This is a genomic window from Natronospirillum operosum, assembly GCF_004768465.1.
Classification (GTDB): Bacteria; Pseudomonadota; Gammaproteobacteria; order Pseudomonadales; family Natronospirillaceae; genus Natronospirillum; species Natronospirillum operosum.
The window spans coordinates 1,045,734-1,071,131 of sequence record NZ_SRMF01000001.1 but is presented as its reverse complement, the minus strand read 5'-3'; the positions used below and the strand labels follow the sequence as shown (position 1 = coordinate 1,071,131).

23 protein-coding genes are annotated in these 25,398 nt (G+C 63.3%); 12 read left to right on the top strand and 11 right to left on the bottom strand.

The window, feature by feature from the left end; all coding sequences use genetic code 11:
- Positions 1–91: 91 nt before the first annotated feature.
- The 3 genes from E4656_RS04970 (at position 92) to kynU (ending at position 3,466) form a co-directional block, all read left to right on the top strand.
- Positions 92–397 (top strand): 4a-hydroxytetrahydrobiopterin dehydratase, encoded by a 306-nt coding sequence (locus E4656_RS04970; RefSeq protein ID WP_135481698.1) that lies wholly within the window; start codon positions 92–94, stop codon positions 395–397.
- A 58-nt stretch (positions 398–455) separates the two neighbouring features.
- Positions 456–1,778 (top strand): MATE family efflux transporter, encoded by a 1,323-nt coding sequence (locus E4656_RS04965; protein WP_135481696.1) that lies wholly within the window; start codon positions 456–458, stop codon positions 1,776–1,778.
- 440 nt (positions 1,779–2,218) lie between these two features.
- A complete protein-coding gene (kynU, locus tag E4656_RS04960; protein ID WP_240753895.1) occupies positions 2,219–3,466 on the top strand; it encodes a kynureninase in 1,248 nt (415 codons plus the stop codon).
- A 26-nt stretch (positions 3,467–3,492) separates the two neighbouring features.
- On the opposite strand, the gene E4656_RS04955 is transcribed toward kynU, so the two are convergent.
- Positions 3,493–4,728: a TraB/GumN family protein gene (locus E4656_RS04955; RefSeq protein WP_135481692.1), complete on the bottom strand. Its 1,236-nt coding sequence runs from the start codon at positions 4,726–4,728 to the stop codon at positions 3,493–3,495.
- Positions 4,729–4,972: 244 nt separating this feature from the next.
- Here E4656_RS04955 and hppD point away from each other — a divergent pair, with 244 nt between their 5' ends.
- The 6 genes from hppD (at position 4,973) to E4656_RS04925 (ending at position 10,621) form a co-directional block, all read left to right on the top strand.
- Positions 4,973–6,061 carry a 4-hydroxyphenylpyruvate dioxygenase gene (hppD, locus tag E4656_RS04950; RefSeq protein ID WP_135481690.1) on the top strand — a complete coding sequence of 363 codons (1,089 nt, stop codon included), beginning with the start codon at positions 4,973–4,975 and terminating at the stop codon, positions 6,059–6,061.
- Positions 6,054–7,193, top strand: coding sequence for a homogentisate 1,2-dioxygenase (locus tag E4656_RS04945; protein ID WP_135481689.1), 1,140 nt, complete (start codon positions 6,054–6,056; stop codon positions 7,191–7,193). The genes hppD and E4656_RS04945 overlap by 8 nt, the downstream gene beginning before the upstream one ends.
- Positions 7,190–8,224 (top strand): fumarylacetoacetate hydrolase family protein, encoded by a 1,035-nt coding sequence (locus E4656_RS04940; RefSeq protein WP_135481687.1) that lies wholly within the window; start codon positions 7,190–7,192, stop codon positions 8,222–8,224. Before E4656_RS04945 ends, E4656_RS04940 begins: the two co-directional genes overlap by 4 nt.
- A gap of 16 nt (positions 8,225–8,240) precedes the next feature.
- Positions 8,241–9,035, top strand: a complete 795-nt coding sequence (gene phhA / locus E4656_RS04935; RefSeq protein ID WP_135482277.1) for a phenylalanine 4-monooxygenase — start codon at positions 8,241–8,243, stop codon at positions 9,033–9,035.
- Between the two features lie 741 nt (positions 9,036–9,776).
- Positions 9,777–10,118, top strand: coding sequence for a 4a-hydroxytetrahydrobiopterin dehydratase (locus E4656_RS04930; RefSeq protein WP_135481685.1), 342 nt, complete (start codon positions 9,777–9,779; stop codon positions 10,116–10,118).
- Positions 10,119–10,129: 11 nt separating this feature from the next.
- Positions 10,130–10,621 (top strand): GNAT family N-acetyltransferase, encoded by a 492-nt coding sequence (locus tag E4656_RS04925; RefSeq protein WP_135481684.1) that lies wholly within the window; start codon positions 10,130–10,132, stop codon positions 10,619–10,621.
- A 2-nt stretch (positions 10,622–10,623) separates the two neighbouring features.
- Here the strand turns inward: E4656_RS04925 and E4656_RS04920 are convergent, their stop codons facing one another.
- Genes E4656_RS04920 through rapA form a run of 4 tightly spaced genes read right to left on the bottom strand, consistent with a single transcriptional unit; the run spans position 10,624 to position 15,779 of the window.
- Positions 10,624–11,673 (bottom strand): DUF5924 family protein, encoded by a 1,050-nt coding sequence (locus E4656_RS04920; RefSeq protein ID WP_135481682.1) that lies wholly within the window; start codon positions 11,671–11,673, stop codon positions 10,624–10,626.
- 1 nt (position 11,674) lies between these two features.
- Positions 11,675–12,262 (bottom strand): hypothetical protein, encoded by a 588-nt coding sequence (locus tag E4656_RS04915; RefSeq protein ID WP_135481680.1) that lies wholly within the window; start codon positions 12,260–12,262, stop codon positions 11,675–11,677.
- The gene (locus E4656_RS04910; RefSeq protein WP_135481679.1) at positions 12,259–12,885 is read right to left on the bottom strand and encodes a LysE family translocator; all 627 of its coding nucleotides are present in this window, start codon (positions 12,883–12,885) and stop codon (positions 12,259–12,261) included. Before E4656_RS04910 ends, E4656_RS04915 begins: the two co-directional genes overlap by 4 nt.
- A gap of 2 nt (positions 12,886–12,887) precedes the next feature.
- Positions 12,888–15,779 (bottom strand): RNA polymerase-associated protein RapA, encoded by a 2,892-nt coding sequence (gene rapA / locus E4656_RS04905; protein ID WP_135481677.1) that lies wholly within the window; start codon positions 15,777–15,779, stop codon positions 12,888–12,890.
- A gap of 203 nt (positions 15,780–15,982) precedes the next feature.
- Here rapA and E4656_RS04900 point away from each other — a divergent pair, with 203 nt between their 5' ends.
- The 3 genes from E4656_RS04900 to tcdA all read left to right on the top strand — a co-directional run bounded on the left by E4656_RS04900 (position 15,983) and on the right by tcdA (position 18,529).
- A complete protein-coding gene (locus tag E4656_RS04900; protein WP_135481676.1) occupies positions 15,983–16,273 on the top strand; it encodes a hypothetical protein in 291 nt (96 codons plus the stop codon).
- 142 nt (positions 16,274–16,415) lie between these two features.
- A complete protein-coding gene (locus E4656_RS04895) occupies positions 16,416–17,699 on the top strand; it encodes a cyclic di-GMP phosphodiesterase (RefSeq protein WP_135481674.1) in 1,284 nt (427 codons plus the stop codon).
- A 5-nt stretch (positions 17,700–17,704) separates the two neighbouring features.
- Positions 17,705–18,529, top strand: a complete 825-nt coding sequence (tcdA, locus tag E4656_RS04890) for a tRNA cyclic N6-threonylcarbamoyladenosine(37) synthase TcdA (protein WP_240753894.1) — start codon at positions 17,705–17,707, stop codon at positions 18,527–18,529.
- Between the two features lie 12 nt (positions 18,530–18,541).
- Here the strand turns inward: tcdA and E4656_RS04885 are convergent, their stop codons facing one another.
- The 6 genes from E4656_RS04885 to E4656_RS04860 are packed head-to-tail and all read right to left on the bottom strand — an operon-like array spanning position 18,542 to position 25,265.
- Positions 18,542–20,371: a BatD family protein gene (locus E4656_RS04885; protein WP_167855940.1), complete on the bottom strand. Its 1,830-nt coding sequence runs from the start codon at positions 20,369–20,371 to the stop codon at positions 18,542–18,544.
- On the bottom strand, positions 20,368–21,948 hold the full coding sequence (locus tag E4656_RS04880) for a vWA domain-containing protein (RefSeq protein ID WP_135481671.1): 1,581 nt from the start codon (positions 21,946–21,948) through the stop codon (positions 20,368–20,370). The genes E4656_RS04885 and E4656_RS04880 overlap by 4 nt, the downstream gene beginning before the upstream one ends.
- On the bottom strand, positions 21,945–22,943 hold the full coding sequence (locus E4656_RS04875) for a VWA domain-containing protein (RefSeq protein ID WP_135481669.1): 999 nt from the start codon (positions 22,941–22,943) through the stop codon (positions 21,945–21,947). The genes E4656_RS04880 and E4656_RS04875 overlap by 4 nt, the downstream gene beginning before the upstream one ends.
- Positions 22,901–23,386 carry a DUF4381 family protein gene (locus tag E4656_RS04870; protein ID WP_135481667.1) on the bottom strand — a complete coding sequence of 162 codons (486 nt, stop codon included), beginning with the start codon at positions 23,384–23,386 and terminating at the stop codon, positions 22,901–22,903. The genes E4656_RS04875 and E4656_RS04870 overlap by 43 nt, the downstream gene beginning before the upstream one ends.
- Positions 23,387–23,389: 3 nt before the next feature.
- Positions 23,390–24,304 carry a DUF58 domain-containing protein gene (locus tag E4656_RS04865; RefSeq protein ID WP_167855939.1) on the bottom strand — a complete coding sequence of 305 codons (915 nt, stop codon included), beginning with the start codon at positions 24,302–24,304 and terminating at the stop codon, positions 23,390–23,392.
- A 7-nt stretch (positions 24,305–24,311) separates the two neighbouring features.
- Positions 24,312–25,265 carry an AAA family ATPase gene (locus E4656_RS04860; protein WP_135481664.1) on the bottom strand — a complete coding sequence of 318 codons (954 nt, stop codon included), beginning with the start codon at positions 25,263–25,265 and terminating at the stop codon, positions 24,312–24,314.
- Between the last annotated feature and the right edge of the window lie 133 nt (positions 25,266–25,398).

Sequence of the window (25,398 nt, the reverse complement as noted above, 5' to 3'; positions counted from 1 at the left end):
CAGGCCCGGCTTTGTATCCGTTCGGGGTCGTGACTGCCCGCCAGGAATGGTTACACTGTCGCCTTCCTTGTATTTGCAGCAGGAGGACCGCATGGAGATCGAAAAGCTGTCCGGGCCGGATATCGACAAGGCCCTGGTTGAACTGAACCAAGGCTTGAGTGAGCCCTGGGCATTGGCAGACGGCAAGCTGACCAAGACCTTCCGTTTCCGCAACTTCATCGATGCCTTCGGCTTCATGACCAAGGCCGCGATCTGGGCCGAGAAACAGCGGCACCATCCGGAATGGTTCAATGTCTACAATTCGGTCAGGGTGCAACTGACCACCCATGATGCCGGCGGCATCTCGGAGAAAGACTTCGCGCTGGCGCAGAAGATGGAGAAGGTGTCGGCACCTTGAACAACCAGCGATCCCCGGCGGCCGAGTCAGCCTGTCGAATGCGGCACGGAACCGGCTGATGGACAGCCGCACCATGCTGTCACAGGGCCTGGCCCGCAGTCTGTTCCAGATGACCTGGCCCATGATCTTTGGCGTGCTGGCGCTGATGAGCTACCACCTGGTGGACGCCTTCTGGATCGCCCGGCTGGGGGTGGAGCCACTTGCCGCACTGGGTTTTACCGTGCCGGTGCAGCAGAGTTTCACCGGTTTTCAGGTCGGCCTGGGTATTGCCGCCACGGCCATCATCTCGCGCACCCTGGGGGCCGATGATGCGGCCATCGCACAGCGGCAGGGCGGTGTGGTGGTACTGCTGGGCAGTGCTGCCGCCGGTGTGCTGGCCCTGTTGCTCTGGTGGCTGCGCGGACCGCTGCTGACGGCGCTCGGGGCCGGGCCGGAGATACGGCCGGTGGTGGACAGCTTCTGGTCCATCTGGCTGGTATCGGCCTGGCTGGGGGCCGTGATGTATCTGGGCTACAGCCTGCACCGGGCGCAGGGCGATACCCGCTTCCCCGGTCTGATGATGCTGGTGGCCAGTGTACTCAATATGGGGCTGGATCCCTTGTTCATCTTTACCCTGGAACTGGGCCTGCGCGGCGCGGCCTGGGCTACCATAGTATCGTTCAGCCTGGCCTGCCTGCTGACCTATCCCAGGCTGTTCAGGCGCTGCTGGATTGCCTTCGACCTGGACTGGACCCCGGTACTGGCCACGCTGCGCCAACTGAGCAGCATCGGGGCACCGGCCATGGTCAGCCAGTTGCTGCCGCCGGTGTCGGCCATGCTGGCCACCGGGCTGGTGGCGGGTTTTGGCGCTGCGGCGGTCGCCGCCTGGGGGCTGGGCACCCGGCTGGAGTTCTTCTCTCTGGTTGTGGTGCTGGCGCTGACCATGTCCATGCCGCCCATGGTCGGCCGTCTGGTCGGCAGCGGCGAGCTGGCTGCCGCAAGACGTCTGATTCGACTGGCGGCACTGTTTGTGCTGGGCTGGCAGTTGATCGTCAGCCTGCTGTGGATTGCGCTGTCGGACTGGGTCCTGCCGCTGGTCAGTGCCGACGCCTCGGTTGCGGCGGTGCTGCAGGCTTATCTGTACCGGGTGCCGCTGAGCTATCCGGCACTGGGTATCTGCATGTTGATGGTGTCGGTCAACAACGCCCTCGGCATGCCGTTGCGGGCCCTGCTGATATCCGGCCTGCGCCTGTTCGCCTTCTACCTGCCGTGCCTGTGGCTCGGTGCCTGGCTGGGCGGGCTGCCCGGGCTGCTGACCGGAGCCCTGAGCGGCAACCTGCTGGCCGGAGTGACCGCATGGGTCCTTTACAGGCAGGGCATGGCTCGGTTGGAAAGCGGATGACGGGTGCGCTCCCTGCGTTTCGAATCATGGCCTTTCGGGTTTGTGGTTTCGATACCGTCGCCACGCTCGGGCATGCACCCGGCAGGCGACTCCAGCCGTGCCTCCCAACTTCTGTAGCGAGGGACGCAAGTCCCGATGATGAGACGCAAGCCGAATTTGTAGCGAGCGATGCGAGTCGCGATGGGCGGCGCAGCCGCCCCTCCGGCCTGTCGGCCCAATCGGGACTTGCGTCCCTCGCTACATTTGCTTCGCTTGAATCGAGTGCCGTCCTGAAGTTGGCACCGATGGCGCGGCCGCCGGGCGGCGGTCAGTGTACCCCGCCAACAGGCGGGCTGCCTCGTGTGTGAAAGACTACCTCATGCGTAAAAATGGATAAATCGGGCGGCGGACGTATCACAATGCCCTGTAAACCAGAACAGAAAAATATTAAGGAGCCAACCGTGACTGCCTTACCCACCACTCTTGAAGAAGCCCGGGCCCGGGATGCCCGGGACCCGCTGCGAACCAGCCGCGATCAGTTTCATATCCCGGCGGACACCATCTATCTGGATGGCAACTCGTTGGGCTGCATGCCCAAGGCCACGGCGGCTCGACTGCGCCAGGTGGTGGAGCAGGAATGGGCCGAAGGGCTGATTCGCAGCTGGAATGATGCCGACTGGATCAATCTGCCGCAGCGTGTCGGGGCCCGTATTGCGCCGCTGATCGGTGCCGAGCCGGACGAAGTGCTGATGACCGACTCGACCTCCATCAACCTGTACAAGCTGGCTGCGGCAGCGGTACGCATGCAGCCGGGACGGCGGCGTATCATCACCGAACCGGGCAACTTTCCCACCGACCGCTATATTCTGCAGGGGCTGGCCGACAGCCTGCAGGAGCAGCCGGAGTTGGTCACTCTGCCGGCCGAGCAGATTGCCGACGCCATTGATGAGGACACGGCGCTGGTGATGCTGACCCATGTGCACTACAAGTCCGGACGCCTGCACGACATGGCTGCCATCACGCAGCAGGCCCGGGCCTGTGGCGCCCTGATGCTGTGGGATCTGAGTCACAGTGCCGGTGCCCTGCCGGTGGATCTGAACGGCTGTGGTGCCGACATGGCGGTGGGCTGTGGCTACAAGTATCTGAATGGCGGCCCGGGAGCGCCAGCCTTTGCCTGGGTGGCAAAGCGACATCACGAGCGTCTGAATCAGCCCATATGGGGTTGGTTTGGCCATGCCAGCCCCTTTGCCATGAGCGATGACTATGTGCCGGCGGAGGGGCTGCGCCAAGTGCTGACCGGCACCACGGCCGTGCTGGGCGCCAGCGCGCTGGAAACCGGTCTGGTGCTGTTTGCCGATATCGATATGGCGGTGCTGCGGCGCAAATCCCAGCAGTTGACACAGCAGTTTATCGAAGCGGTGGAGCGCCGCTGCCCCAAAGCCGGTTTCGAGCTGGCCTCACCGCGCGATCCGGAAATGCGCGGCAGTCAGGTGTCGTTCCACCACCCGGAAGGCTATGCCATCATGCAGGCGCTGATCGATCGGGGTGTGATCGGGGACTTCCGCGCCCCCGACATCATCCGCTTCGGTATGGCGCCGCTCTATGTCGGCTTCGAGGACATCCACAACGCGGTGGAAATCCTGGGCGACATCATGGACTACCGGCACTGGGATGACCCCCGATACCGGCAGCGCAATGCCGTGACCTGAGAGGTCTGCCCGAGCTGCCGCCAGCATCAGCCGCCAGTCAGCAGGCCGGCAATGCGGAAGCCGCCGGCATAGGTACCGGCCATGGAACCCAGAGAGGCAAAGATGAACACCAGCAGAGTGCGTGATACCCGGTTCTTCCACCAGCCGGTGAAGTGAACCACATCTTCCCGCAGGTGCGAGAAATCATGCACTCTGGGCTTGCGCACCATGATTTCCACCGCTGCCGCCACGAAGCCGGCGCCAATGGTCGGGTTCAGTGAGGTAAAGGGCGCGGCCAGAAAACCGGCCAGGATGGTGATCGGGTGTCCGCGGGCGATGGCGGTGCCGATCGCAGTCAGGGTGCCGTTGATCAGGAACCAGTCGGTGATCAGTTGCCAGCCCAGGTCGGAGCTGCGGCTGAAGCCGATGACAAAGCCAGTGATGATCAGGGCTGCAATTACCCAGGGGATGGCCTTGGGCCAGCGACTGGAACGGGGCTGTTCATTCAATTGGCTGATGCGCTGTGCCGGATGCGGCCCGGCAGGGCTGTCACGCAGAAACTGCTGCATGCCTTCGAGATGCCCGGCACCGACCACCGCCAGCACACGCTGTTTCTCGCCCCGGGCATTTTCCTGCAGCAGGCGCAGGGCCATGAACTCATCACGCTCGGTAATCAGCGGCGTATAAATGGCCTCGCTTTCCTCGGCAAACTCGCGGAAGGTCGAGGTCAGTACATCGCCTTCCTTCAACTGCTCGATATCCTCTGCGGTGATCTTCTCGCGCGAGATCACACTGCCCAGCAGGCCCATGATCAGGCCGGAACGCTGCCACCAGGGCACATTGCGGTAGACGCGCCGCAGTGTCGTGCCGACATCACGGTCGATCAGCCACAGCGGCAGGTCGGCGGTCCGGGCTTCCTCGATGGCCACCTTCATTTCCGCACCCGGCTCGATGCCGGATTCCTCGGCCACACGCTGCTGAAAGGCGCCCAGCGCCAGATTGGCCGCCACCAGGCCGGCCTTGCCCTGGCGAATCACCTGAAAGAGATCCAGTCGCGCCAGCGCATCCGGGTCCACCATGGACTGATAGCGGCTGGGGCAGAGCTCGATGGCAACCGCATCGAACTCGCCGGAGCGAATCAGCGCCCTCACTTCTTCCGCGCTGGCCCTGGATACGTGGGCGGTGCCCAGCAGGGTGTAGTCGGTCTGGTCCCGGTGCACATGGTGGCGGGGGCCGCCACCTGGTGCTGTGCTGGCTGCTGTGGATGCTGTGTCGGTGGTCATAGGCCTCTCAGGCGAGTCGCAGAGCGCAACCCTGTGTCTGTTTGTTAACAATTATGTACGTTTTTTGAGAATTCGGTGTGTTCCCTGCCTGGGGTGCTGCTGTAACCCCAGGTTTACGATTGACGCCTCAGGCTGATCATTCGTCATGAGGTCACCCCATGCAATGTGCAGCCCGAATGACTTAAATAGAGAGAAATCACTCGTATCAACTGTACGTTCCATTGCCAGCAAGAGGTTGCGGATTATGACTGACCAGGCGCAAGAAAAAAATATCAATCCGCTGGGTACCGACGGGTTCGAATTTGTCGAGTATACAGCGGCCGATGACAAGGGCATTGCCGACCTGAAGGATCTGTTCACAAAGCTGGGCTTCACCGAGGTGGCCAGGCACCGCTCCAAGCAGGCCTGGTTGTACAAGCAGGGTGATGTGAACTTCATTATCAATGCGCAGCCGCAATCGCAGGCGGAAGAGTTCGCCCGTGTCCACGGACCCAGTGTCTGTGGTATGGCATTCCGGGTAGCGGACGCTGCTCATGCGCTGGAATATGCCGTGTCCAAGGGCGCCAAGAAGTTCCAGAGCGAAGTCGGCCCGATGGAACTGAATATTCCCGGGGTCTACGGTATCGGTGAAAGTGTGCTCTATTTTGTCGACCGCTACGGCCGTGACAGCATCTATGATGTCGATTTTATCTTCCATGACGGCTGGAAAGAAAAGATGGAAGGCCATCAGGTCGGCCTGCATACGCTGGACCACCTGACGCACAATGTGCATCGCGGCAACATGGACAAGTGGGCTGGCTTCTACGAAGACATCGGCAACTTCCGCGAGATCCGCTATTTCGATATCGAAGGCAAGCTGACAGGCCTGCTGAGCCGGGCCATGACGGCGCCCTGCGGCAAGATCCGCATCCCGATCAACGAGTCGCACGACGACAAGTCGCAGATCGCCGAGTATCTGCGTGAATACAACGGCGAGGGCATTCAGCATATCGCCCTGAGCACAGACGACATCTACCAGACTGTGCGCGATCTGCGTCAGCTCGGCATGGACTTCATGGATACGCCGGATGTCTACTACGACAAGGTGGAGAACCGCGTGCCGGGCCACAGCGAACCGCTGGAAGACCTGCGTGAGCTGAAGATCCTGATCGACGGGGCGCCGCTGAAGGACGGCATTCTGCTGCAGATCTTCACCAAGACGGTGATCGGTCCGGTCTTCTTCGAGATCATTCAGCGCAAGGGCAATGAAGGCTTCGGTGAAGGCAACTTCAAGGCCCTGTTCGAGTCCATCGAGGAAGATCAGATCCGCCGGGGAGTGCTGAGCGATGCGTAAGCCCATCAGCTTTCCATTGCGCCAGGGCACGGCCTCGCGGCAGGCCCATGCCGATTTTCCCGACGCGGCCATCTACGAGCGCGAAGCCGGTCGCAGTGGCTTCTTCGGGCCGGCAACGCATTTTCACCATCGGCATGCACCGACCGGCTGGATCGACTGGTCCGGCCCGCTGCGCCCGCGTGCCTTTGACCTGAACCAGTTGCTGGGGGTCGATCGGGAGTCGCCCTGGGAGGCGCCGGATCTGCTGTTCAACGCCCACTGTCGTTATCGGCTCTGGCACTGCGCGACGGCGATGCCGTTTCTGGTGCGCAATGCCGATGGTGATGATCTGCTGTTTGTGCACAGTGGTGAAGGCGAGCTGTTCTGCGACTATGGACATCTGACGCTGCGCGCGGGCGACTACTGCGTGCTGCCGCGCTCCACGGCCTGGCGGCTGGAGCCGTCACAGGCCATGCAGATCCTGATGATCGAGGCGACCAACGGTGGCTATCAACTGCCGGAAAAGGGCCTGGTGGGCAACCATGCCATCTTCGATCCGGCCTGCCTGGATGTGCCCGAGATCAACGATCGCTTCCGTGATCAGTATTCCGAAGACACCTGGCAGATTCAGGTCAAGCGGCACAATCAGGTGTCGGTGATCACCTATCCGTTCAACCCGCTGGATGCGGTCGGCTGGCACGGTGATCTGGCGCCGGTGCGACTGAACTGGCGCGACATTCGGCCGCTGATGAGCCACCGCTACCATCTGCCGCCTTCGGCCCATACCACCTTTGTAGCGCCGCGCTTTGTGGTCTGCACCTTTGTGCCGCGACCGGTCGAGAGTGACCCGGGTGCGCTCAAGCTGCCGTTCTATCACAACAATGACGACTATGACGAAGTGCTGTTCTATCACGCCGGTGATTTCTTCAGCCGCGACAACATCGAAGCCGGCATGGTGACCTTCCATCCGGCCGGGTTCACCCACGGGCCGCATCCGAAGGCGTTCAGGTCCGCGCAGGAGAAACCCAAGACCTTTGCCGATGATGTCGCCGTCATGCTGGACACACGGGATGCCCTGGATGTCGCCCCGGCGCTGCATGGGGTCGAGGATGAGCAGTACGTTTACAGCTGGCTGGAAGGAGACCGCAAATGAAACTGGCAACCCGAATGAATGGGCGGCGTGACGGTGAACTGGTCGTGGTCAGTCAGGATCTGGACCGGGCTGTGCCCGTGCCGGAGATCGCGCCCACCCTGCAGGCCGCGCTGGATGACTGGTCGGCGCTGGCGCCGCAGTTGGAGGCGGTCTATGCCGACCTCAATGCCGGTCGTGTCGATGGTACCGAGCCGTTCGACCAGAGCGCCTGTGCATCGCCGTTGCCGCGGGCCTATCACTGGGCCGATGGCAGTGCCTATGTCAATCATGTGGAACTGGTGCGCCGGGCGCGCGGCGCCGAGATGCCGCCCAGCTTCTGGGAAGATCCGTTGATGTATCAGGGCGGTTCGGATGACTTTCTGGGCCCGCAGGAGCCCATTGACTGCCTGTCCGACGAGTGGGGGCTCGATTTCGAGGGCGAGATCGCGGTGGTGACCGATGATGTGCCGATGGGCGTCAGCGCCGAGCGGGCAGGAGATCATATTCGCCTGCTGATGCTGGTCAATGACGTGTCGCTGCGCGGACTGATCCCGAACGAGCTGGCCAAGGGCTTCGGTTTCTACCAGTCCAAACCGGCGACGGCCTTCTCGCCGGTAGCGGTCACACCTGATGAACTGGGGCCGCACTGGGAAGGTCACAAGGTACATCTGCCGCTGCTGTCAACCTACAACGGCGAAGCATTCGGCTGCCCCAACGCCGGTGAAGACATGACTTTCGATTTTGCCCGGCTGGTGGCGCATGCCGCCCGCACGCGTCGACTGGGTGCAGGCACCATCATCGGGTCCGGTACCGTGTCCAACAAGCAGGGCACGGAGTACGGCACATCCATTGCCGAAGGGGGGGTCGGCTACAGCTGTATTGCCGAGGTGCGAATGATCGAGACCATTCGCGACGGCAAGCCGGCGACGCCGTTCATGACTTTTGGCGATCGCATTCGTATCGAGATGCGTGACGAAAACAATAACAACATCTTTGGCACCATTGACCAGCAGGTGGTGAAAGCCGCTGCGGGGGTGCCGAGACAACGCTAACTGGAGGTCCATGACCATGGGTAAGCAGAGCAAGTATGTATCCAGGACACCGGATGCCAATGGCTTTATCGACTGGACAGACGAAGAGAACCGGATCTGGCACGACCTGATGGCCCGCCAGCAGGTCAATCTGCCGGGACGGGCCTGTGACGAGTATCTGCGCGGACTGGAGCTGCTCGATCTGCCGCCGGATCGCATTCCTCAACTGGAGGAGGTCAACAAGGTACTGCGCGCCGCCACGGGCTGGGAAACGGCTCAGGTGCCGGCGCTGATCCCGTTCGACGAGTTCTTCCGTCTGCTGGCCAACCGGCAGTTTCCGGTGGCCACCTTTATCCGCACCCGGGAGGAGTTCGACTACCTGCAGGAACCGGATATCTTCCACGAGATCTTCGGTCACTGCCCGCTGCTCACCAACCCTGCCTTCGGGCACTTTACCGCCCGTTATGGTGAACTGGGGCTGCATGCGGAGCCCAAGGAGAGGGCCTATCTGGCCCGGCTGTACTGGTTCACTGTGGAATTTGGGCTGCTGGAAACGCCGCAGGGGCGGCGCATCTACGGGGGAGGTATTCTGTCTTCGCCGGGCGAAACGCTGTATGCGATGGAAAGCGACCAGCCGGAGCGCTGTCCGCTGGATGTGCTGGATGCGCTGCGCACGCCGTATCGCATCGACATCATGCAGCCGATCTACTATACGCTGAGCCATGTCGAGCAGCTGTTCGAAATTGCCGACATGGACATCATGAAGCTGGTGCACCAGGCCATGGAACTGGGGCTGTACGAGCCCAGGTTCCCGCCCAGGAACGCAGCTTGATGGCCTGGTGCCAGTCGGACCGTCGGCACGCTCGGATACAGGTCCTGTGAGTCCGATTTGGTTGCCAAGGCCGCCTGATGGCTTGGTGTCAGTCGGACCGTCGCCACGCTCGGGCATAGGTCCTGTGAGACACGCAAAATACGTCATCCATGACAGCTCGGTTGCGGCGAGTATCAGGCCCGTCCCTGGGCCTGACCCTGCGGGCTCGCTGCGCTCGTGCAAAATTGCTCCCGGCAATTTTGTCCCTGGCCGCAAACGGTCTCACAGGACCTATGCCCGGCAGGCGACTCCTATTGTGGTTCGGGCCTGCGGCCCCATCGCGCACGGGGCCGAAACGTCGGACCGGCTCTCCTACGGTGCCTGTGTGGCCCATCGTGCACGGGGCCGAAACGTCGGACCGGCTATCCTACGGTGGTTATGTTACGTAGGAGGCCAGCCCCCTGGCCGATGGCGGCGTCAGCCGCCCATTGAAAGTAGCCTGCAATGGCGCGGCCGCCGGGCGGTGGTGCACTGAGTTGCAGACCGTCTGCGCACAGGGATGTGCGCAGTCGAGCTGTCAGGGACGACGTTTTTTGCGTGTCTGCAACTCAGTGCACCCCGCCATCAGGCGGCATGGGCTACGACACTGACCTTGGCGACGGCCCGATTAGCGCCAGACCAAAAGGCGGCATGTTCCACAGCCCACAAACAAGCCACCATCGTGCGCGGTGCTGGCCATGACAAGCGAAAGGAGACATACCAATGACCGCACTGCACGAAGAGAAATGCGAAGCCTGCCGGGCCGATGCGCCGAAGGTCTCGGAGGCGGAACTGCGCGAGCTGATCCGTGATATCCCGGACTGGACGCCCATCACCCGCGATGGCATCCTGATGCTGCAACGTGAATTCAAGTTCCGCAATTTCCGGGCTGCCCAGGCCTTCACCAACCGGGTCGCCGATGCGGCTGAAGACTCAGGGCATCATCCGGAAATTCTGCTGGAATGGGGCAAGGTCACGGTGACCTGGTGGAGCCACAAGATCAGGGGGCTGCATCGCAATGACTTCGTGATGGCTGCCCGCACGGATCAACTGGCCGCAGACTGACTGGACCATCGATGACGATACGCGACTATCAGGATGCAGACTGGCCCGCCCTTTGGCCCATTCTGCATTCTGTGTTTCGGGCCGGCGATACCTATGCCGTCGAGCCCGCCATCAGCGAACAGGACGCACAGACCTACTGGACCCGCCTGCCGCGACGGACTCTGGTCATGACCGGGGACGACGGCAGCCTGCTTGGCACCTATTACCTGAAGACGAACCAGCCGGGCCCGGGCCGCCATGTCTGCAACTGCGGCTATATCGTGGCTGCGGCGGCGCGCGGTCAGGGGGTGGCATCGGCACTCTGCCGGCACAGTATGAAACTGGCGCGGGAACTGGGTTATGACGCCATGCAATACAACTTTGTGGCGTCGACCAACAGCGGCGCTGTGCGCCTGTGGCAGCAACACGGTTTCGAGATCGTGGGCACGCTGCCGGGCGCGTTCAGGCATCCGCAGCAGGGCGATGTGGATGCCTATGTGATGTATCAGCAACTGACAGCCTGAACTCAGGGCCCGACCACAAAGGTCCTCTGGCCGATCAACTGATTGCCTTCGGTCAGCACCCGCACATCCCAGCGCCCCTTGACCTCGGACGGAAAGTTCTCCTTGCGCGACCAGGAGCGATAGCCGGCTTCGCGGCCGCCATTGATCTGCAGGGCAATCCGGTCCAGCACCACACCATTGTGGTGCCACTCGTGATAGATGGTTTCCTCCAGGCCCAGTGGTGCGCGTACAGCCGTGTAGGCATAGAGCCCCTGTGCCTGCAGATCAGCCGCCGGCACATTGAACAGCCGTTCGCGGGGTTCCCGGTTCGGGCTGACTTCATGCGTGAAGGTCATGTCGGTCACCCAGAGCGTGGCCGGCGGCACCCAGGGGCGCAGGCTCCAGCCGGCCAGCCCCAGTGCGATCAGCAGGCACAGGCGCGCCGGCAGCACCCACCAGCCGGACGCCTGAATAGCCCTGAACACGGCCGGCGCCGACACCAGTGCCGCCACGACCAGAGCCAGCTTGTAGCTGGTGGTCGTGGTCAGGTGCAGCAGAATGGGCAGGGCGACCAGCAGCAGGGCGAACAGGGAAAAGCCGTGAAACAGTGGGAACAGCCAGCGATTGGCGGCTATGCGCTTGTGGTAGATCGGGTCCATGATGGAGACTGCGGCGGCAGCCATCAGCAGGGCGCTGAACAGCATCTGGGGTGCGCCCCAGGTGGTGGTGATGAAAAAGAACGGCAGGGCAAAAAACAGACTTTCCTGATGCACCATCTGGGTCGCAAACTTGATGGCATAGGGTGACAGCTTGAAACCCAGACGCACCACCAGCAGGTGGCGGATGGGTTTTTCCAGCACCAGCCAGACCCAGGTTAGCAGCATCAGGATGGCGATGACCCGAGAGGCGTCAGCCTGGCGCTGCACCAGCAGGAAACTGGCCAGGCCGGCACTGAACCCGATCACGGCCATGATGCCGGAGTGTCGTCGCAGCAGGCGCACAAACACCGAGACTGTGCTTCGGGAAACCTGGATCAGGGGTGTCCAGGGAATCCCCCAGCGTCGAAGGCCCATATCAGTCGCTCTCTACTACAGAGTAAAGGCTCAACAATACCAGACTCTGCCAGACGAAAAACAGGACAACCGCCGCCGTGAAGTTGCCCAGATTCAGCCCGGTCACTGTCTGATGTGCAACGATGGCGGTGGCGCCGGCAAGTGCGCCCATCAGCATGGCACGCCAGATGATGGGCCAGTAAAGCCGGGATGGAGTTGCCGTGAGCAGTGCTCCGCCGACGGCGAGACCACCGGGCAGACCCGCTGCCAGGCCGGACAGCGCGGCCAGTACCAGTGCCGGCCCGGAAACGTCCGTCAGTTGAACCGGCAAACCGCTCAGGGCGCTCAGCTCCCGAAATGCCATGAGATAGAGCCTGACTGCAAGATGCCAGCCGGCGCTGATCAGAGCGATACTTACAAAGAGATGGCGCGTGGCCTGGGCCAGGTCCAGATCGATCCGCCAGGCCGAAAGCAGGAAGACATGGAGCCCGAGCACCACCCCGGGGAACAGCATGAAATCGAGCCCCCAGCGTTGATAGCCCAGGGTTGCCATGACGGCCGAGGTCAGGGCCGCCAGCATTATGGTCAGGTACCAGCCCAGCCGCTTCACAGCGCATCCAGAAACAGGGGCAGGCTGTCCTGCAGGGCAAACAGGGCCAGTCCGATCAGCAGTACGGCCATCAGGCCCTCGAAATAGCGCCTGATGCGCTGCAGTCCGGCGGCGATGGGCCCGCGTGTGACACCCCAGGCGATCAGGCTGTACCAGAGCCCGTCAATGACGAAGGGCAGCAGGGCCAATGCCCAGGGCACCGTCATGTCACTCACAAACGGACTGAACACGGCAGTAAAGAACAGCCAGATCTTGGGGTTGAACAGGCCGATGATCAGGCCCTGATACCAGTGGGCAGAACCGGCTTCGGCCTCGTCGGTGCCTTGCGGGGTCAGGGCCAGGGCACTGCGCAACATGCTGATACCCAGATACAGCAGCCAGCACTGGCCGCCGATCGCCACGCCCCAGAACCAGGGCCCGCCCAGAGCCTGGGCACTGGTGAAGAACAGCAGCGACAGCAGCGCATACAGACCGATTGCAGCCGCATGACTCCAGGCCGCGAGCAGGGCCTGCAGCCGACCTGCGACCAGCGCAATGCGCATGATCACGATCAGACTGGGGCCGGGTGTTGCCGCGCCCAAGAAGCAGATCAGACTTAGTGACAGCCACTGACTCAGCGTCATGGTCAGCTGCTCACGATCAGGCGCAGGCTGTCCAGGTGCAGCTCGGCCTGATCAATGGCCTCCAGCACCGCTGCCTGCCGCGTGGTCAACTGGTTGCGGGCGTGACGGTCGGCCTGTCCGGTCTGCGCTGACAGGGTGTCGAGGCGACCCAGTTCATGAGTGAAATGCTGCATGGCTTGCTCCCTGGCTTCTGTTCGCAATTGGTCCAACTGGGGCCGGGCCAGCGTCCGGGCGGCTTCCACCAGGGCTTCCACCCGGTCTTCCTGCTGGCGGATGATGGCCAGCAGCGTCGGCTTGTCCAGTCGTTGTTCCAGGTCCCGCAGGTCAATGGCGGCGAAAGCCTGACTGACATCCTGACTGCGCTGGTCGACCACGCAGCGAAACAGGGACTCCGGCAGGAACTGGCTGGCTATCAGCGCCGCCCGGTGCTGCATCAGCGGGCGCCAGGTGGCTTCCAGATAAAGGCTGCCGGGCGGCAGGCTGGGTACCCGGATCAGGGTAACCCCGGCGCTGCCCAGCCCGGTCTGGTCCAGAGTATCCAGCAGGAAGCGGATCAGCGGGTGCTCCCAGGTGATGAAGCGGACGTCATCGCGTGCCACGGCCACCGAGCGGCGGAACGTCAGCAGGCAACCACTGTCCAGCATCTCTGGCAACGAGTCCGGTATCACGCGCTCACCGGGACGGACCTCGAACAGGCCATGCCCGGCATCGTCACACTCGATGCCCAGCAACTCCAGCAGTTCCAGCACGATGGACTCGGGCGAGTGGCTGGTTTCAAAGTGGGCGATCTGCTCAACCAGATCCTCGGCCGCCTGGCGTCGGAAGGATTGCCATTCCAGCAGCCTGTGGCGGCCTTCACGGGCGCGCTGGCGGGCTGCGCTTGCCCGCTCGGCGGTGGTCGCAAGCAGTGCTTCGAAGGCAGCGCCCTGCGGCCACTCGACCAGAGTCAGGTTTACCGAGGTTGGCTCAGCATGGGGCAGGGGCCTGTCCTGCCCGAGGTCGATGGCCTGCTCACTGATCAGTGTGGCGAGTACTTCACCGCCGATGTCACAGGTATGGGTGAAGGCATTCAGGCCTTCATGATACCAGCGCAGCCACTGCTGCTGCCGCGAACCGGCCAGCACCGGTACATGGATCTGTACCACTTCGGTCTGGCCCAGGCGATCCAGGCGGCCGATACGCTGCTCGAGCAGGTCGGGGTGCGGCGGCAGATCAAAGCAGATCAGATGGTGCGCGAACTGGAAGTTGCGTCCCTCACTGCCGATCTCGGAACAGACCAGTACCTGGGCACCGGTATTGGGCTCGGCGAACCAGGCGGCAGCCCGATCGCGTTCCACCAGATCCATGTCTTCGTGGAACAGGGCACAGGCAATGCCGCCGCTCAGACGCAAATGCAGCTCCAGCGCCTCGGCGGTCTCCAGGTCATGACAGATCACCAGTGCCTTCTCGGCGGCGGCGTCTGCCGACTGCAGCCAGTTCAGCAGCCACAGGGTGCGGGGGTCGGTGCGCACCTGATCCGGCTGTGCCCGTTCCGGCCAGGGGTGGTGGAGGGGGTAGTCCGCAGGGGCCTCCAGGGTATGTACAGACAGCTCCCGTTCGGGGAAGCCACGAATGCGTTCGCGGCTGTTGCGGAACTGCAGACGCCCGATGCCTCGGGTGTCGATCAGGTGGGAGACCAGAGCCTCCAGCGCACTTTCGTACTCAGTGTCTGTCGCCGCAGCGCTGACGGCCGTCAGCAGGCGTTCCGATTCCGGGTCCTGGCACCAGTCCCGCAGCGCTTCGGTATCCGGCCGCTTGCCGTCTTCCAGCGTCATGAAGGGGCGCAGGTCACTGCTCAGTTGCACCAGTTGATCGGTGGTGGCCTGGAAACTCTCGTAATCGGTGAACCGCTGCGGGTCCAGCAGGTGCAGGCGTTCGAAATGGGCGCGGGCACCATCCTGTTCCGGGGTTGCCGTCAGCAGCAGCACGCCCGGGGTCTGCTCGGCCAGTTGCCAGACGGCCTGACTGGCGGCGGCAGCCTCGGGGTCTTCCGGATCCGGATGCAGGTGATGGGCTTCATCGACTACCAGGCAATCCCAGCCGGCTTCCAGAGCCAGGGCCGCTGCCGCCGGCCGGGTCCACAGGCTGTGTGGTACCAGCACCCATTGTGCGCTGCCAAAGGGGTTGTTGTCCGGGTCTTCCATCAGTGCCGCTTCCAGGCGGCTGTCATCAAAGATGCTGAGGGGCAGGTCGAACTTGCGGATCATTTCCACCAGCCACTGGTGCAGCAGGTGATCCGGTACCGTGACCAGCAACCGCTCGGCCAGCCCGCTGGCCTGGCAGTGCCACAGAATCAGGCCAGCCTCGATCGTCTTGCCGAGACCGACTTCGTCGCTGAGCATGGCTCTGGGCAGGCCGGCTCGTGTCGCCTGCGCCGCCACATGATACTGGTGCGGGTTCAGATGCAACCGCCCTCCCAGCAGGCCGCGCGCCGGCTGCTGCTGGTAATGGGCATACTGCTCACGCAGGCGGCGGCGCAGCAGATACCAGGACAGCTGGTTGACCTGACCGGACAGCAGCCGGCGGTCCGCACTGTCCAGTCTGAGTTCCGGCGCGAGCAGCATTTCCGGCAGCATTTCCGGCGTGCCGTCGGGGCCGCTGACCTGATAATAGAGAATGCCTTCCCGTTCCTCGACTGCCTCCACAATGAGTTCATCACCGTCTGTGGTGTACAGTGGTTGCCCCGGCTTGACCAGGTGGCGCTGGAGCGGTGAACGATCCTGCGCATAGACTCGGGAATCACCGGTAGCCGGGAAACTGACCGCGATGCGGTGCTTTTCCACGGCTTCGACCAGGCCCAGTCCCAGTTCTGGCTCTGTTTGCGAGAACCAGCGTTGGCCTGCTTTGAAGCTCATCAGTTCTAACACTCCGGGAATTCATTTATGATTGAGAGAGATAACAATGAGGCGGAAGTTTAGTGGTCGACACCAGTGACTTCAAACGAAATTCCAGCACCCTCAGTGAGTTTGAACGGCGACGCAACGAGCGCCTGCTCAAGACCTTTCTGGAAGAGGACGTGCCCAGACTGCATTGAGGACCCGGTGAAGTGCGCATGCGCATGCGCGGCTGGTCTATCGAGTTCTATGAAGCGCAGGCCCATCCGGTACACCAGGACAGGGTGGTGCGACTGCCACTGGCCTTGCTGAAGGGCGGGGCTGACGGCGCCGGCTGGAAGCTCTATTTTCGCGGTACCAGCGGTCACTGGGAGCCCTATCCGGTCACTGCCGAGAAACTGGAATGTGCCAGTGACAGTCGAACCCGTCCGGGTACTGCGGCAGCGCCCGACTCATTGCGCCTGCCGTGCGCCCTGTCACTGATCGTCGAAGACAAATTGGGCGTATTCTGGTAATTCCCATTAGCTTTGCCATACTTTATCGAACATCTGTAGTTGAGAATATAACAATGTATGATCGCAGGTGTCTGGGGCATTGCGATGAGCCGGATTCCGGACCAGTAGTGCGGATGTCTTGTTGACTGACAGAGGGCGGTAGGTGATCAAGATTATTGCTGTAACAGCGCTGCGGGTTGGCATGTATATCTCGGAAGAGAATGCCCGCTGGGTGCCCAGTCGCAACAAATCCCGCTCTGGCATGCTGACGCACCAGGGCACCATCGACAAGATTCGGCGTCTGGGCATCAGCGAGGTATTTATCGATACCGAGCGCGGTCTGGATGGCCCGGAAGCCCGTCAGCCGACAGCGGAGGAACTGGCGGCGGTGAGAGGTGAAACAGCGACGGAGGGCTTTGCGAACACCAGTGGCGTAGAAGTCCGGCCCGAGGCTGAACCCGAAGCCGTCATCGCCCGTCAGCAGGAGCAGTCCGGTGTCGCTGCACCCTCGGTGACGCTGGCAACCGAGCGCGTGCAGGCCGGCGAGGTACACAGCCGAGGCCTGCAACTGGTCGACAGCGTCATGGAACGGGTGCGCGCGGGCGAAACCATCGATATCAGTGAAGTGGACGATGTGGCCGATAGCATCATGGGTTCACTGTTCAGGAACGAGAATGGCTTTGCCTGCCTGGCCCGTATTCGGGAGAAGGATGCCTACCTGCTGGAGCACAGCCTGAATGTCGGCGTGCTGCTTGGACTGCTGGGCAAGTCTCTGCACTATGATCAGGATGTGATTCGCAAGTTGATCGCAGGTGGCATGTTGCATGATATCGGCAAAATTCTGGTGCCGGATGCGATTCTCAACAAGCCCGGCAAGCTGGACCCCGAAGAATGGGAAGAAATGAAGCGCCATGTCGACTACGGGTACGAATACCTCAGGTCACTGGGTGACATCGATCCCATCGTGCTCTGTATCTGCCGCCAGCACCATGAACGTCTCAATGGCGCCGGTTATCCTCTGGGCCTGGACAGCACTGAACTCGACCACTATGCACGCATGGCCGCAGTCTGCGATGTCTATGATGCCATCACGGCGGATCGGGTTTACCACAAGGGTGTATCGCCGGCAGTGGCCATGCGTCGCCTGGTAGACCTGACGGAACATGATCTGGACAAGGAAATGGTCTATCAACTGATCCGCTGTCTGAGTATCTATCCGGTGGGGTCGGTGGTGGCGCTGAAAAGCGGCCGCATCGGCGTCGTGGTATCATCCAACCGCATCAAGCAGAAGTCCCCAGTGGTCCGGTTGATGTATGATCCGGAACGGGGGCAGCGCCTGGGGGCAGAAGACCTGGATCTGGCCGAACCCTATGCGGGCGACAGCATTCTCGAAGTGCTCGAGGCCTCGGCCCTGCCGAAAGATATCAATGTCCTGGAGTTTCTCTGAAGACAATGACGACCTCTCTGTCACTTGACGATCAGATGCCGGTGCCTGACCCTTATCTGGACCGCTTTGGCGGCGTCGGTCGCCTGTATGGCGCTGTTGCTCTGGAGCGTTTTCGGCACGCCCGGGTGGCTGTTGTTGGAGTAGGCGGTGTCGGCTCCTGGGCAGTGGAAGCCCTGGCCCGTTCCGGGATCGGCGAGCTGACACTGTGGGATATGGATGATGTCTGTGTTTCCAATACCAATCGTCAACTGCACACTACCCGGGATACGCTGGGTCAGTTCAAGGTCGATGTGCTGGCCGAGCGCTGTCGGGCCATCAACCCGGAGCTGACTGTAAACGCCCGGCAGGCCTTTGTGACTGTCGACAATCTGGCTGAAACCGACCTGATGGCGCATGACTTCGTCGTGGATGCCATCGACAGTGTGGCGGTCAAGGTGGCGTTGATCCTGGCGCTGAAAGCGGCGGGCACGCCTTTTGTGATGACCGGTGGCGCCGGCGGCCAGAGGGACCCGACGCGTATTCGACGCGGTGACCTGGCGCAGGCCACGCAGGACCCGTTGGCGGCCAGGGTGCGCCAGTGGCTGCGGCGTGAGCACGGCTATCCCAGAGGGGACCAGCGCGGGCGCAACAAGATGGGCGTGCCCTGTATCTGGTCCGAAGAGCCTCTGGTATACCCGCAGCCGGACGGCAGTGTCTGTGCCAGCAAGCACTTTGATGGCGGCACACGGATGAACTGCGCGGGCGGGTTTGGTGCCTCCATGGCCGTGACGGCCACCTTTGGCATGGTCGCCTCGGCGGCTGTGCTGGATCATCTGGCTGGCACTGTCTGAACAGTCGCCCGTTCAGTCGGGATACAACCGGTCCGGACCGGCATTGTCGGTCTGTCCGGGTCCGGCTTGCGGCCATTGATCGAGGCAGCGCAGCCAGCGCTCGCCCAGTGCGACCGGGTCCGGTTGCTGCTCCGGGCGACCATACTGCATGGCCTGGGTATCCCTGACCAGGGTCGGCACTTCCTGCTGGCCCGATATCCGGGCCATCCGCTCCAGATCCGGCCAGCCTGTCTGGTCCCGGTGCTCCGCCAGCAGGCCCAGCAGGCGCGCCCAGTCCTGCTGGTCGGTGGCCTGACGCACGGCCTGGATCCAGGCCGGAGCCGCTGACGGTCGTCTGGCCCGGCGCGGCTGCTTGGCGGACGCTCCCGCAGCAGTCTTGCGGGCTGTTCTTACCCGTGGTTCAGCTTTTGTTTCACTGGCGCGGGCAGGCCTGGAGGGCCTGTCCGGGTTGGCGGATCGCCTTGCCCACCAGTGCGCGATTCGCTGCCACAGTCGACGGCCTGACCGATGAAGCAGCCACCCCAGCGCGAGTGCAACCAGGAATCCGGCGGCCGCCATGATGATCCGGCTCGTCAGGCCGGGGCCAGCATCGTCTGCCACCTCCGCTGCGGGTTCCGGCTCGACCAGATCGGGTGTTGGCTGCAACGGCCCGGGGGCGATATCCAGACTGCGTCCCGGCGCTTCTGCCCAGCGCAGTGAGTCCGTGTCCAGGTCCCACCACGGAATGCGCAGCGCCGGCAACTCCAGGCTGCCGGGCTGGCGCAGCAGGTAGGCCACCTCGTCGTGGCGGGTGCTGACCCGTTGCTCTGCATCCAGATTTTCCTCTGCGCGCGCGGAACCCTCATAGCGCCGCACCGAAGCCGGCAGGCTGTCCGCTTCGGCCGGCCGGGGCAGACGGGCGCCATCGGGCCCCGTGGCCTGCACACGGGTATGGCGCGTGAACTGGTCTCCGACCTGCGGGTTGTCGGTTACCCCGGACCAGGTCTGGGTGAGGGTCAGATCACGCGCCGGCAGCCAGGCATGGTTGCCAGGGAACTCTGCCGGTACCGGCCTGACTTCCAGCGCCACTGGGTCACTGCGCACATCGCGCAGTGGCTGGCGCGGGGCCAGACTGTGGGTTCGATAGTCGCCCTCGAACCGGAACGTCGGCAGCTCGCGTTCTCCCGGCGAGAGCGGCGTATACAGATAGTGGAAGCGGGTGTAGCTGTAGGTATTGCCGGCGCGCTGTGTTTCACCCGTCAGAGCGTCACCCAGCGCGGTCCATTCGCTGTCCTCCGGGGTGACGTCGGCAAAGGCGCCGTTGACGCTGACGTTGTAATAAAGCGTCAGCGTGACCCGTATCGATTCGCCCACATAGGGCCGACGATTGCTGACCGCCACATCCAGTTCCACATTGCGGTCCATGACGGCCCGCTGTTCCGGACTGACGGCCAGTACCGTGATCTCGATGGGGTGCGTGCGGGCTGTGCCGACCTGCAGCGCGGGGATGGTCAGGTGGCCGGTCTGACGTGGGCGCAGGGTGATTTCCCATTCCTGAAAGTCGCGGCCCAGAGCCTCATGCAGCGCGGGATTGTTGGTGGATGAGCGCTGATCTATGACCTCGAAATCACGCAGCAGCGGTGCCAGGTTGAGCTCGTGATTGTCCACTCGGGTGCGCACCCTGAGGGTCAGGGTGCTGCCCTCTACCACTGTGGTGCGGTTGACGCTGGCCAGCGCATCCGTGGTCTGCGCCGTGGCCGGTATGACCGTCAGGTACAGGCCGAGCAGCAGGCTCAGCACCATCAGCACAGACCACAGACAGGCTGGCCTGCCGAGGTTGGGGTGAACAGTTGCCGGGCTCACCATACGGGTCCTGTGTCATCAATGTTGTCGGGGTCCGCTTCGTACTGGTGGCGGAACTTGCGTTGCAGCAGGCTGGCGTCTGTTTCCGGCATGCGCCGGCGGATACTGTCCTCCAGCGCCTGGGCGCCATCGTCTGCGGCGCCGGCGTCACCACTGCCATCACCTGGCTGCGTGGGCGCGCCGTCACCCGCACGGGCGCTGCCGTCGCCGGGCTGGGCCGGGACCTGCGGTGAATCCTGTTCGGCCCCGCCGGCTTCTGCCTGCTGCTGTAGAAAGGCCTCTACCAGATCACGATTGTGTTCGGCTTCCTCGAAGTCCGGTTCCTGTTCCAGTGCGGCCTCGTAAGCTTCCAGAGCCTCTTCATAGCGCTCCAGATGCACCAGTGCATTACCCCGATGATAATGGTCGCGCGCAGTTTCAGGGCTGCCCAGCCATTGGAGTGCCTGTTGCCAGGCGCCAGCTTCCAGGGCTGCGTAGATCTGCCAGTCCCGACTGTGAAACAGGTGCATGGCCGCTTCCGGATCGGTCGGCAGGCGGGTGGCGCCCTGCTGGTCCGGACTGCGAAACCAGTCGGCGGGCTCGGCGCTTACCGGCGGCGCCGGCAGCCAGAGGCCCAGAGCGAGCAATACCACCGCCAACTGGCCGCGACCGAACAGCAACGCCAGCCCGGGCAGCAGGGCCAGCAGCAGATACAGACCGAGATCAACGGTAACGGTGCTGTCTTCACTGCCTGTACCTTCGGCCAGTGGGCTGGGCGGCAGCACGGACTGCCAATCAGTATCATCTGCGGTCAGAGTATGCCAGCGGATATTGCCGGCATCGGCCAGTATCGAAAACTCGGTAGGGTCCAGCGCATGCTCGACCGGATTGCCGGTGCCATCGCGCACTGGCGTGCCGTCCTGGCGCAGCAGTGGGCCGCCGATGTCGGTGCTCACGGCAATGATGCCCAGTTGTCGTTGGCTGGCGGACAGTTCCGGCAGGCGGGTACGTTGCTCCGCCGACAGCGCCGCCGTGAGCCAGAGAATGTCGCCAGCCTGGTCGCCCAGCAGGTCGTTGGCCAGCGTCAGCGCAGCGACCGGATGATTGCCCGGGCGCGGCATGATTTCCGGGTCCAACTGGCGCAGCAGGGTGTCGACGGCATGGTGGTCGAAGGTCAGCGGGGTGACCACATGGGCACTGCCGGAGTAGGTGACCAGTGCCATGGGCCGACCGGGGTGCGCTTCCATCCAGTCCTGAACCTTCTGCCGGGCCCGGGTATGCCGGTTGGGCGGGATGTCGCGCGCCAGCATGGTCGGGGACTGATCCAGTATGATGACGACCGGTCGCTCCTGCAGTCCGTCGTCAGTGGGCCGCTCCAGAGCCGGCCCGGCCAGGGCCAGCGGCAGCAACAGCAGGGCTCCGAGCCCGGTGCGGCGCAGCCAGCGGGTACGCAGGCCACCGGCCTGTTGCATCAGTGCACTCAGCAACGGGGCATCGATATGCTGCTGCCACTGCTGCCCGGTGCCCCTGTGCCAGCGCCAGACCTGCCATATGACCAGCGGCCAGAGCAGCAGCCATTCGGGTCGCAGTAGTGTCATGGTACCTCCTTCCGGCCCCGGGGCCACAGCGACGGCAGCCAGCCCATGCCCAGCAGCAGAACCAGGGCCAGGCCCGCCGGCCAGTAGAATACATCCCTGGCGTGACGCACAAAACGCTGCTGGCTGTCAGTGGGTTCCAGTTCATCAATGGCCGCATAGATGGCGCTGAGGTCGGTGCTGGTGCGGGCGCGGAAGTATTGCCCGCCGGTGGTCTCGGCGATGGCGATCAGAGCCGGTTCGTCGATATCGGAGGGGCTGCCGCCCGGGCCGCCATCATCGCTGCCGAAACCGATGGCATGAATGGTGATGTTGTGATCACGCGCAAAGATGCCGGCTTCACGGGGGAAGACATTGCCGATCGTCTGCGCGCCATCCGACAACAGTATGATCACCCGCTCATCATCTGCCCTGGCTTCCCGGGTTTCATCCAGGTGCATGACCCCGAGTGCCAGGGCTTCGCCCAGTGCCGTGCGTGGGCCGGCCATGCCGATTTCCATTTCGTCAACCAACTGGGTCAGCATGGCCAGGTCGGGTGTGACGGGTACATGAACATAGGCCTGACTACCAAACACGATCAGGCCAATCTGGTCACCCTGGCGGCCGGGAATGAAGTCTTCCAGAATGTGCTTGACTGCGGTCAGGCGGTCGGTCTGCTGACCGTTCACCCGCATGTCGTTGATCGACATGCTCAGCGACAGGTCGACCAACAGCATCATCTGGCGTCCCGACAGCAGAATATCATCCCGCTCGCCCGGCACCTGAGGTCGCATGGCGGCCAGTACCAGACACAGCCAGACCAGCAGCAGGATCAGGCTGCGGGGCGTCAGCATCTGGTGCCAGGAGGCGGCGCCTGCCGCACTGCGCCAGGCTTCCGCAAAGGGCACGCGGGGCGCCGACTGCGGGCCTGCCGGCAGCCACCACCAGACCACCCAGATCAGGGGCAGCAGGATGATCAGCCAAGGCCAGGCGAATGTAAGTGCAGACAGTTCAGACATAGGTGTTCCAGTTCTGCGTGATGTGTAGTCAACAGCAGGGTCACATCACGACCACGGTATATATCGCGCAACAATTGGTCCACGACCGGTGGCAGCGGTGCCGGACTCAGTTGGCGCCAGGTGTGCAGAAAGGCGGCTGGCGGCAGTTGGGTCGGCACGCCCTGGCCGTCACGTGCCAGGCTGCGCAGCCAGTGTCCGGCCGCCAGTTCCGGTTCGGGGTCAGCGACCAGGTGGTTCAGCTCCTGCAGATAGGCCCTCTGCAATCGGCGCAGGGCAGGGCGCCGCCACCAGGGTGTATGCCAACTGTACCAGGCCAGCCAGCCCAGCCCGATGAGCAGGAGCAGGCTGACCAGCAGGGTCCAGCCGGTAGCCGGCGGCCACAGGGACAGGCTGTCCGGTGCCAGGTTGGGTGCCAGTCGGGCCTGCAGTTCAAGCGGCGACATCCGTTACAGCTCCCTGGTACTGCTGGCAGCAGGTTCCTGGGGTCGTCCTTCCTGCCACTGCCAGTGGGCGGGGTCATCCAGGGTGCTCAGGCGTACCCATTGGCAGCGCAGGCGGTCGACCTGGCTGGACAGATTGGCGAACCAGGCATCACGGGCTGCCTGATAGCGCTCGCGGGTACGCCGCGAACCCTGGATCAGGAAGGTACCGTCCTGCCCGCTGACGGGATACTGGCCGCTGGCGGGCACGTCCGCTTCCAGAGGGTCCTGCAGTTGTACCAGCGTCACTGGGCTGCGCGCCAGAGTCTGCAGACAGCCGCCCCAGTCATGCGGTGGCAGCAGGTCGCCAAAGATCACCAGTGGCCGGCCGGGTACCGCCAGGCGCTGCAGTTCGGTCTGGAACTCCACAAATTGCTGGTGCCCCAGAGCGGGTTTGTACACCAGACGGCTGTGGCGTGCCCAGGCATCCAGTTGGGCCAGCCAGCGCTGGCGCGTGCGTGCCGGGCGCAGAACCTCGACGCCATGCGGTGACAGGATCAGGCTGCCGACAGCATCGCCGGCATCATGCCGGGACCAGCCCAGCGCAGCTGCCGCCTCGATGGCCCGCACTGATTTGTAGGCACTGCGGCTGCCGAAATACATGCCCGGGGTCAGAGCCAGGACCAGCAGCCAGGTCAGCTCGTTTTCCTGTTCGAATACCCGGGTCAGAGGTTCGCCCAGGCGGGCGGTCGCACGCCAGTGCAGATGGCGCAGGTCATCACCCGGCTGGTAGGCCCGCAGTTCGCGCATCTGCAGACCACTGCCGGCAAGTCGGCTTTCGCGCAGGCCGACCAGGTGTGCGAAGCTGCGCGTGTGGTCGCGCCGTGCCGGCTGCTGCAATTGCAGCAGTTGCTCCAGACTGACTTCGGTGCCGTTCAGCATCAGAGCCTCAACTGACCGGGACCGCGTGCAGCAGGGCATCAATTACATGGTCGATGCTGACGCCCTGCGCCTGGGCCCGGAAATCCAGACTGAGCCGGTGCCGGTAGACCAGGGGCAACAGGCGCTGCACCAGGTCCGGGGTCACGAAATCCATACCTTCCAGCCAGGCCTGGGCCCGACACACCTGCTCCAGCCCAATGGTGGCGCGCGGGCTGATACCGGCGGCCAGCCAGTCGGCAAGCTCGTTGCTGTAGCGAGCCGGGCGACGGGTGGCGTCGGCAAGATGGACCAGGTAGTCCTCAATGGACGCCGAGACATGAATCTGCGCCACCTCGGTGCGTGCGGCCTGGATATCGGGCCAGCCCAAGGGGTCGGCAGGCGGCGGTTGCAGACGGTCGCCGTGGCGCGTCAGGCGCAATATGGCGCGCTCGGTGTCCGGGCTTGGATGGCGAATGCGCACATGCAGCAGAAAGCGGTCCAACTGCGCCTCGGGCAGCGGGTAGGTGCCTTCCTGCTCCAGCGGGTTCTGCGTGGCGACCACCATGAACAGGTCGGGCAGGGCACGGGTTTCACGACCGGCCGATACCTGGCGCTCCGACATGCCCTCGAGCAGGGCGGCCTGAACCTTGGCCGGAGAACGATTGATTTCGTCGGCCAGCAACAGGTTGGCAAAGATGGGGCCGGGCTGAAATTCGAATGACTGCTGGTCGGCACGGAATATCTCGGCGCCGGTAATGTCGGAAGGCAGCAGGTCCGGCGTGAACTGGATGCGCTGGAACTCGCCGCGCACGCCCAGGGCCAGGGCCTTGACGGCCCGTGTCTTGGCCAGACCGGGAGGGCCTTCCAGCAATACATGGCCATCTGTCAGCAGGCCCAGCAACAGGGCTTCGATCAATTGTTCCTGGCCAATGACGGAACTGCTCAGATAGGACTGCAACTGCTGAAATCTGCTTAAGGTCATCGGGTCCTCGGTATGGCTGTGACTGCCCCGGCGCCGGGGCGGCTGCCGGTCAATATTGTGTCTGCGCCAAGTCTATTGCAAATGCGACATTGCAGGGAAAGCACTGGCGAAATCCGGCTGATGCGTTACCTTA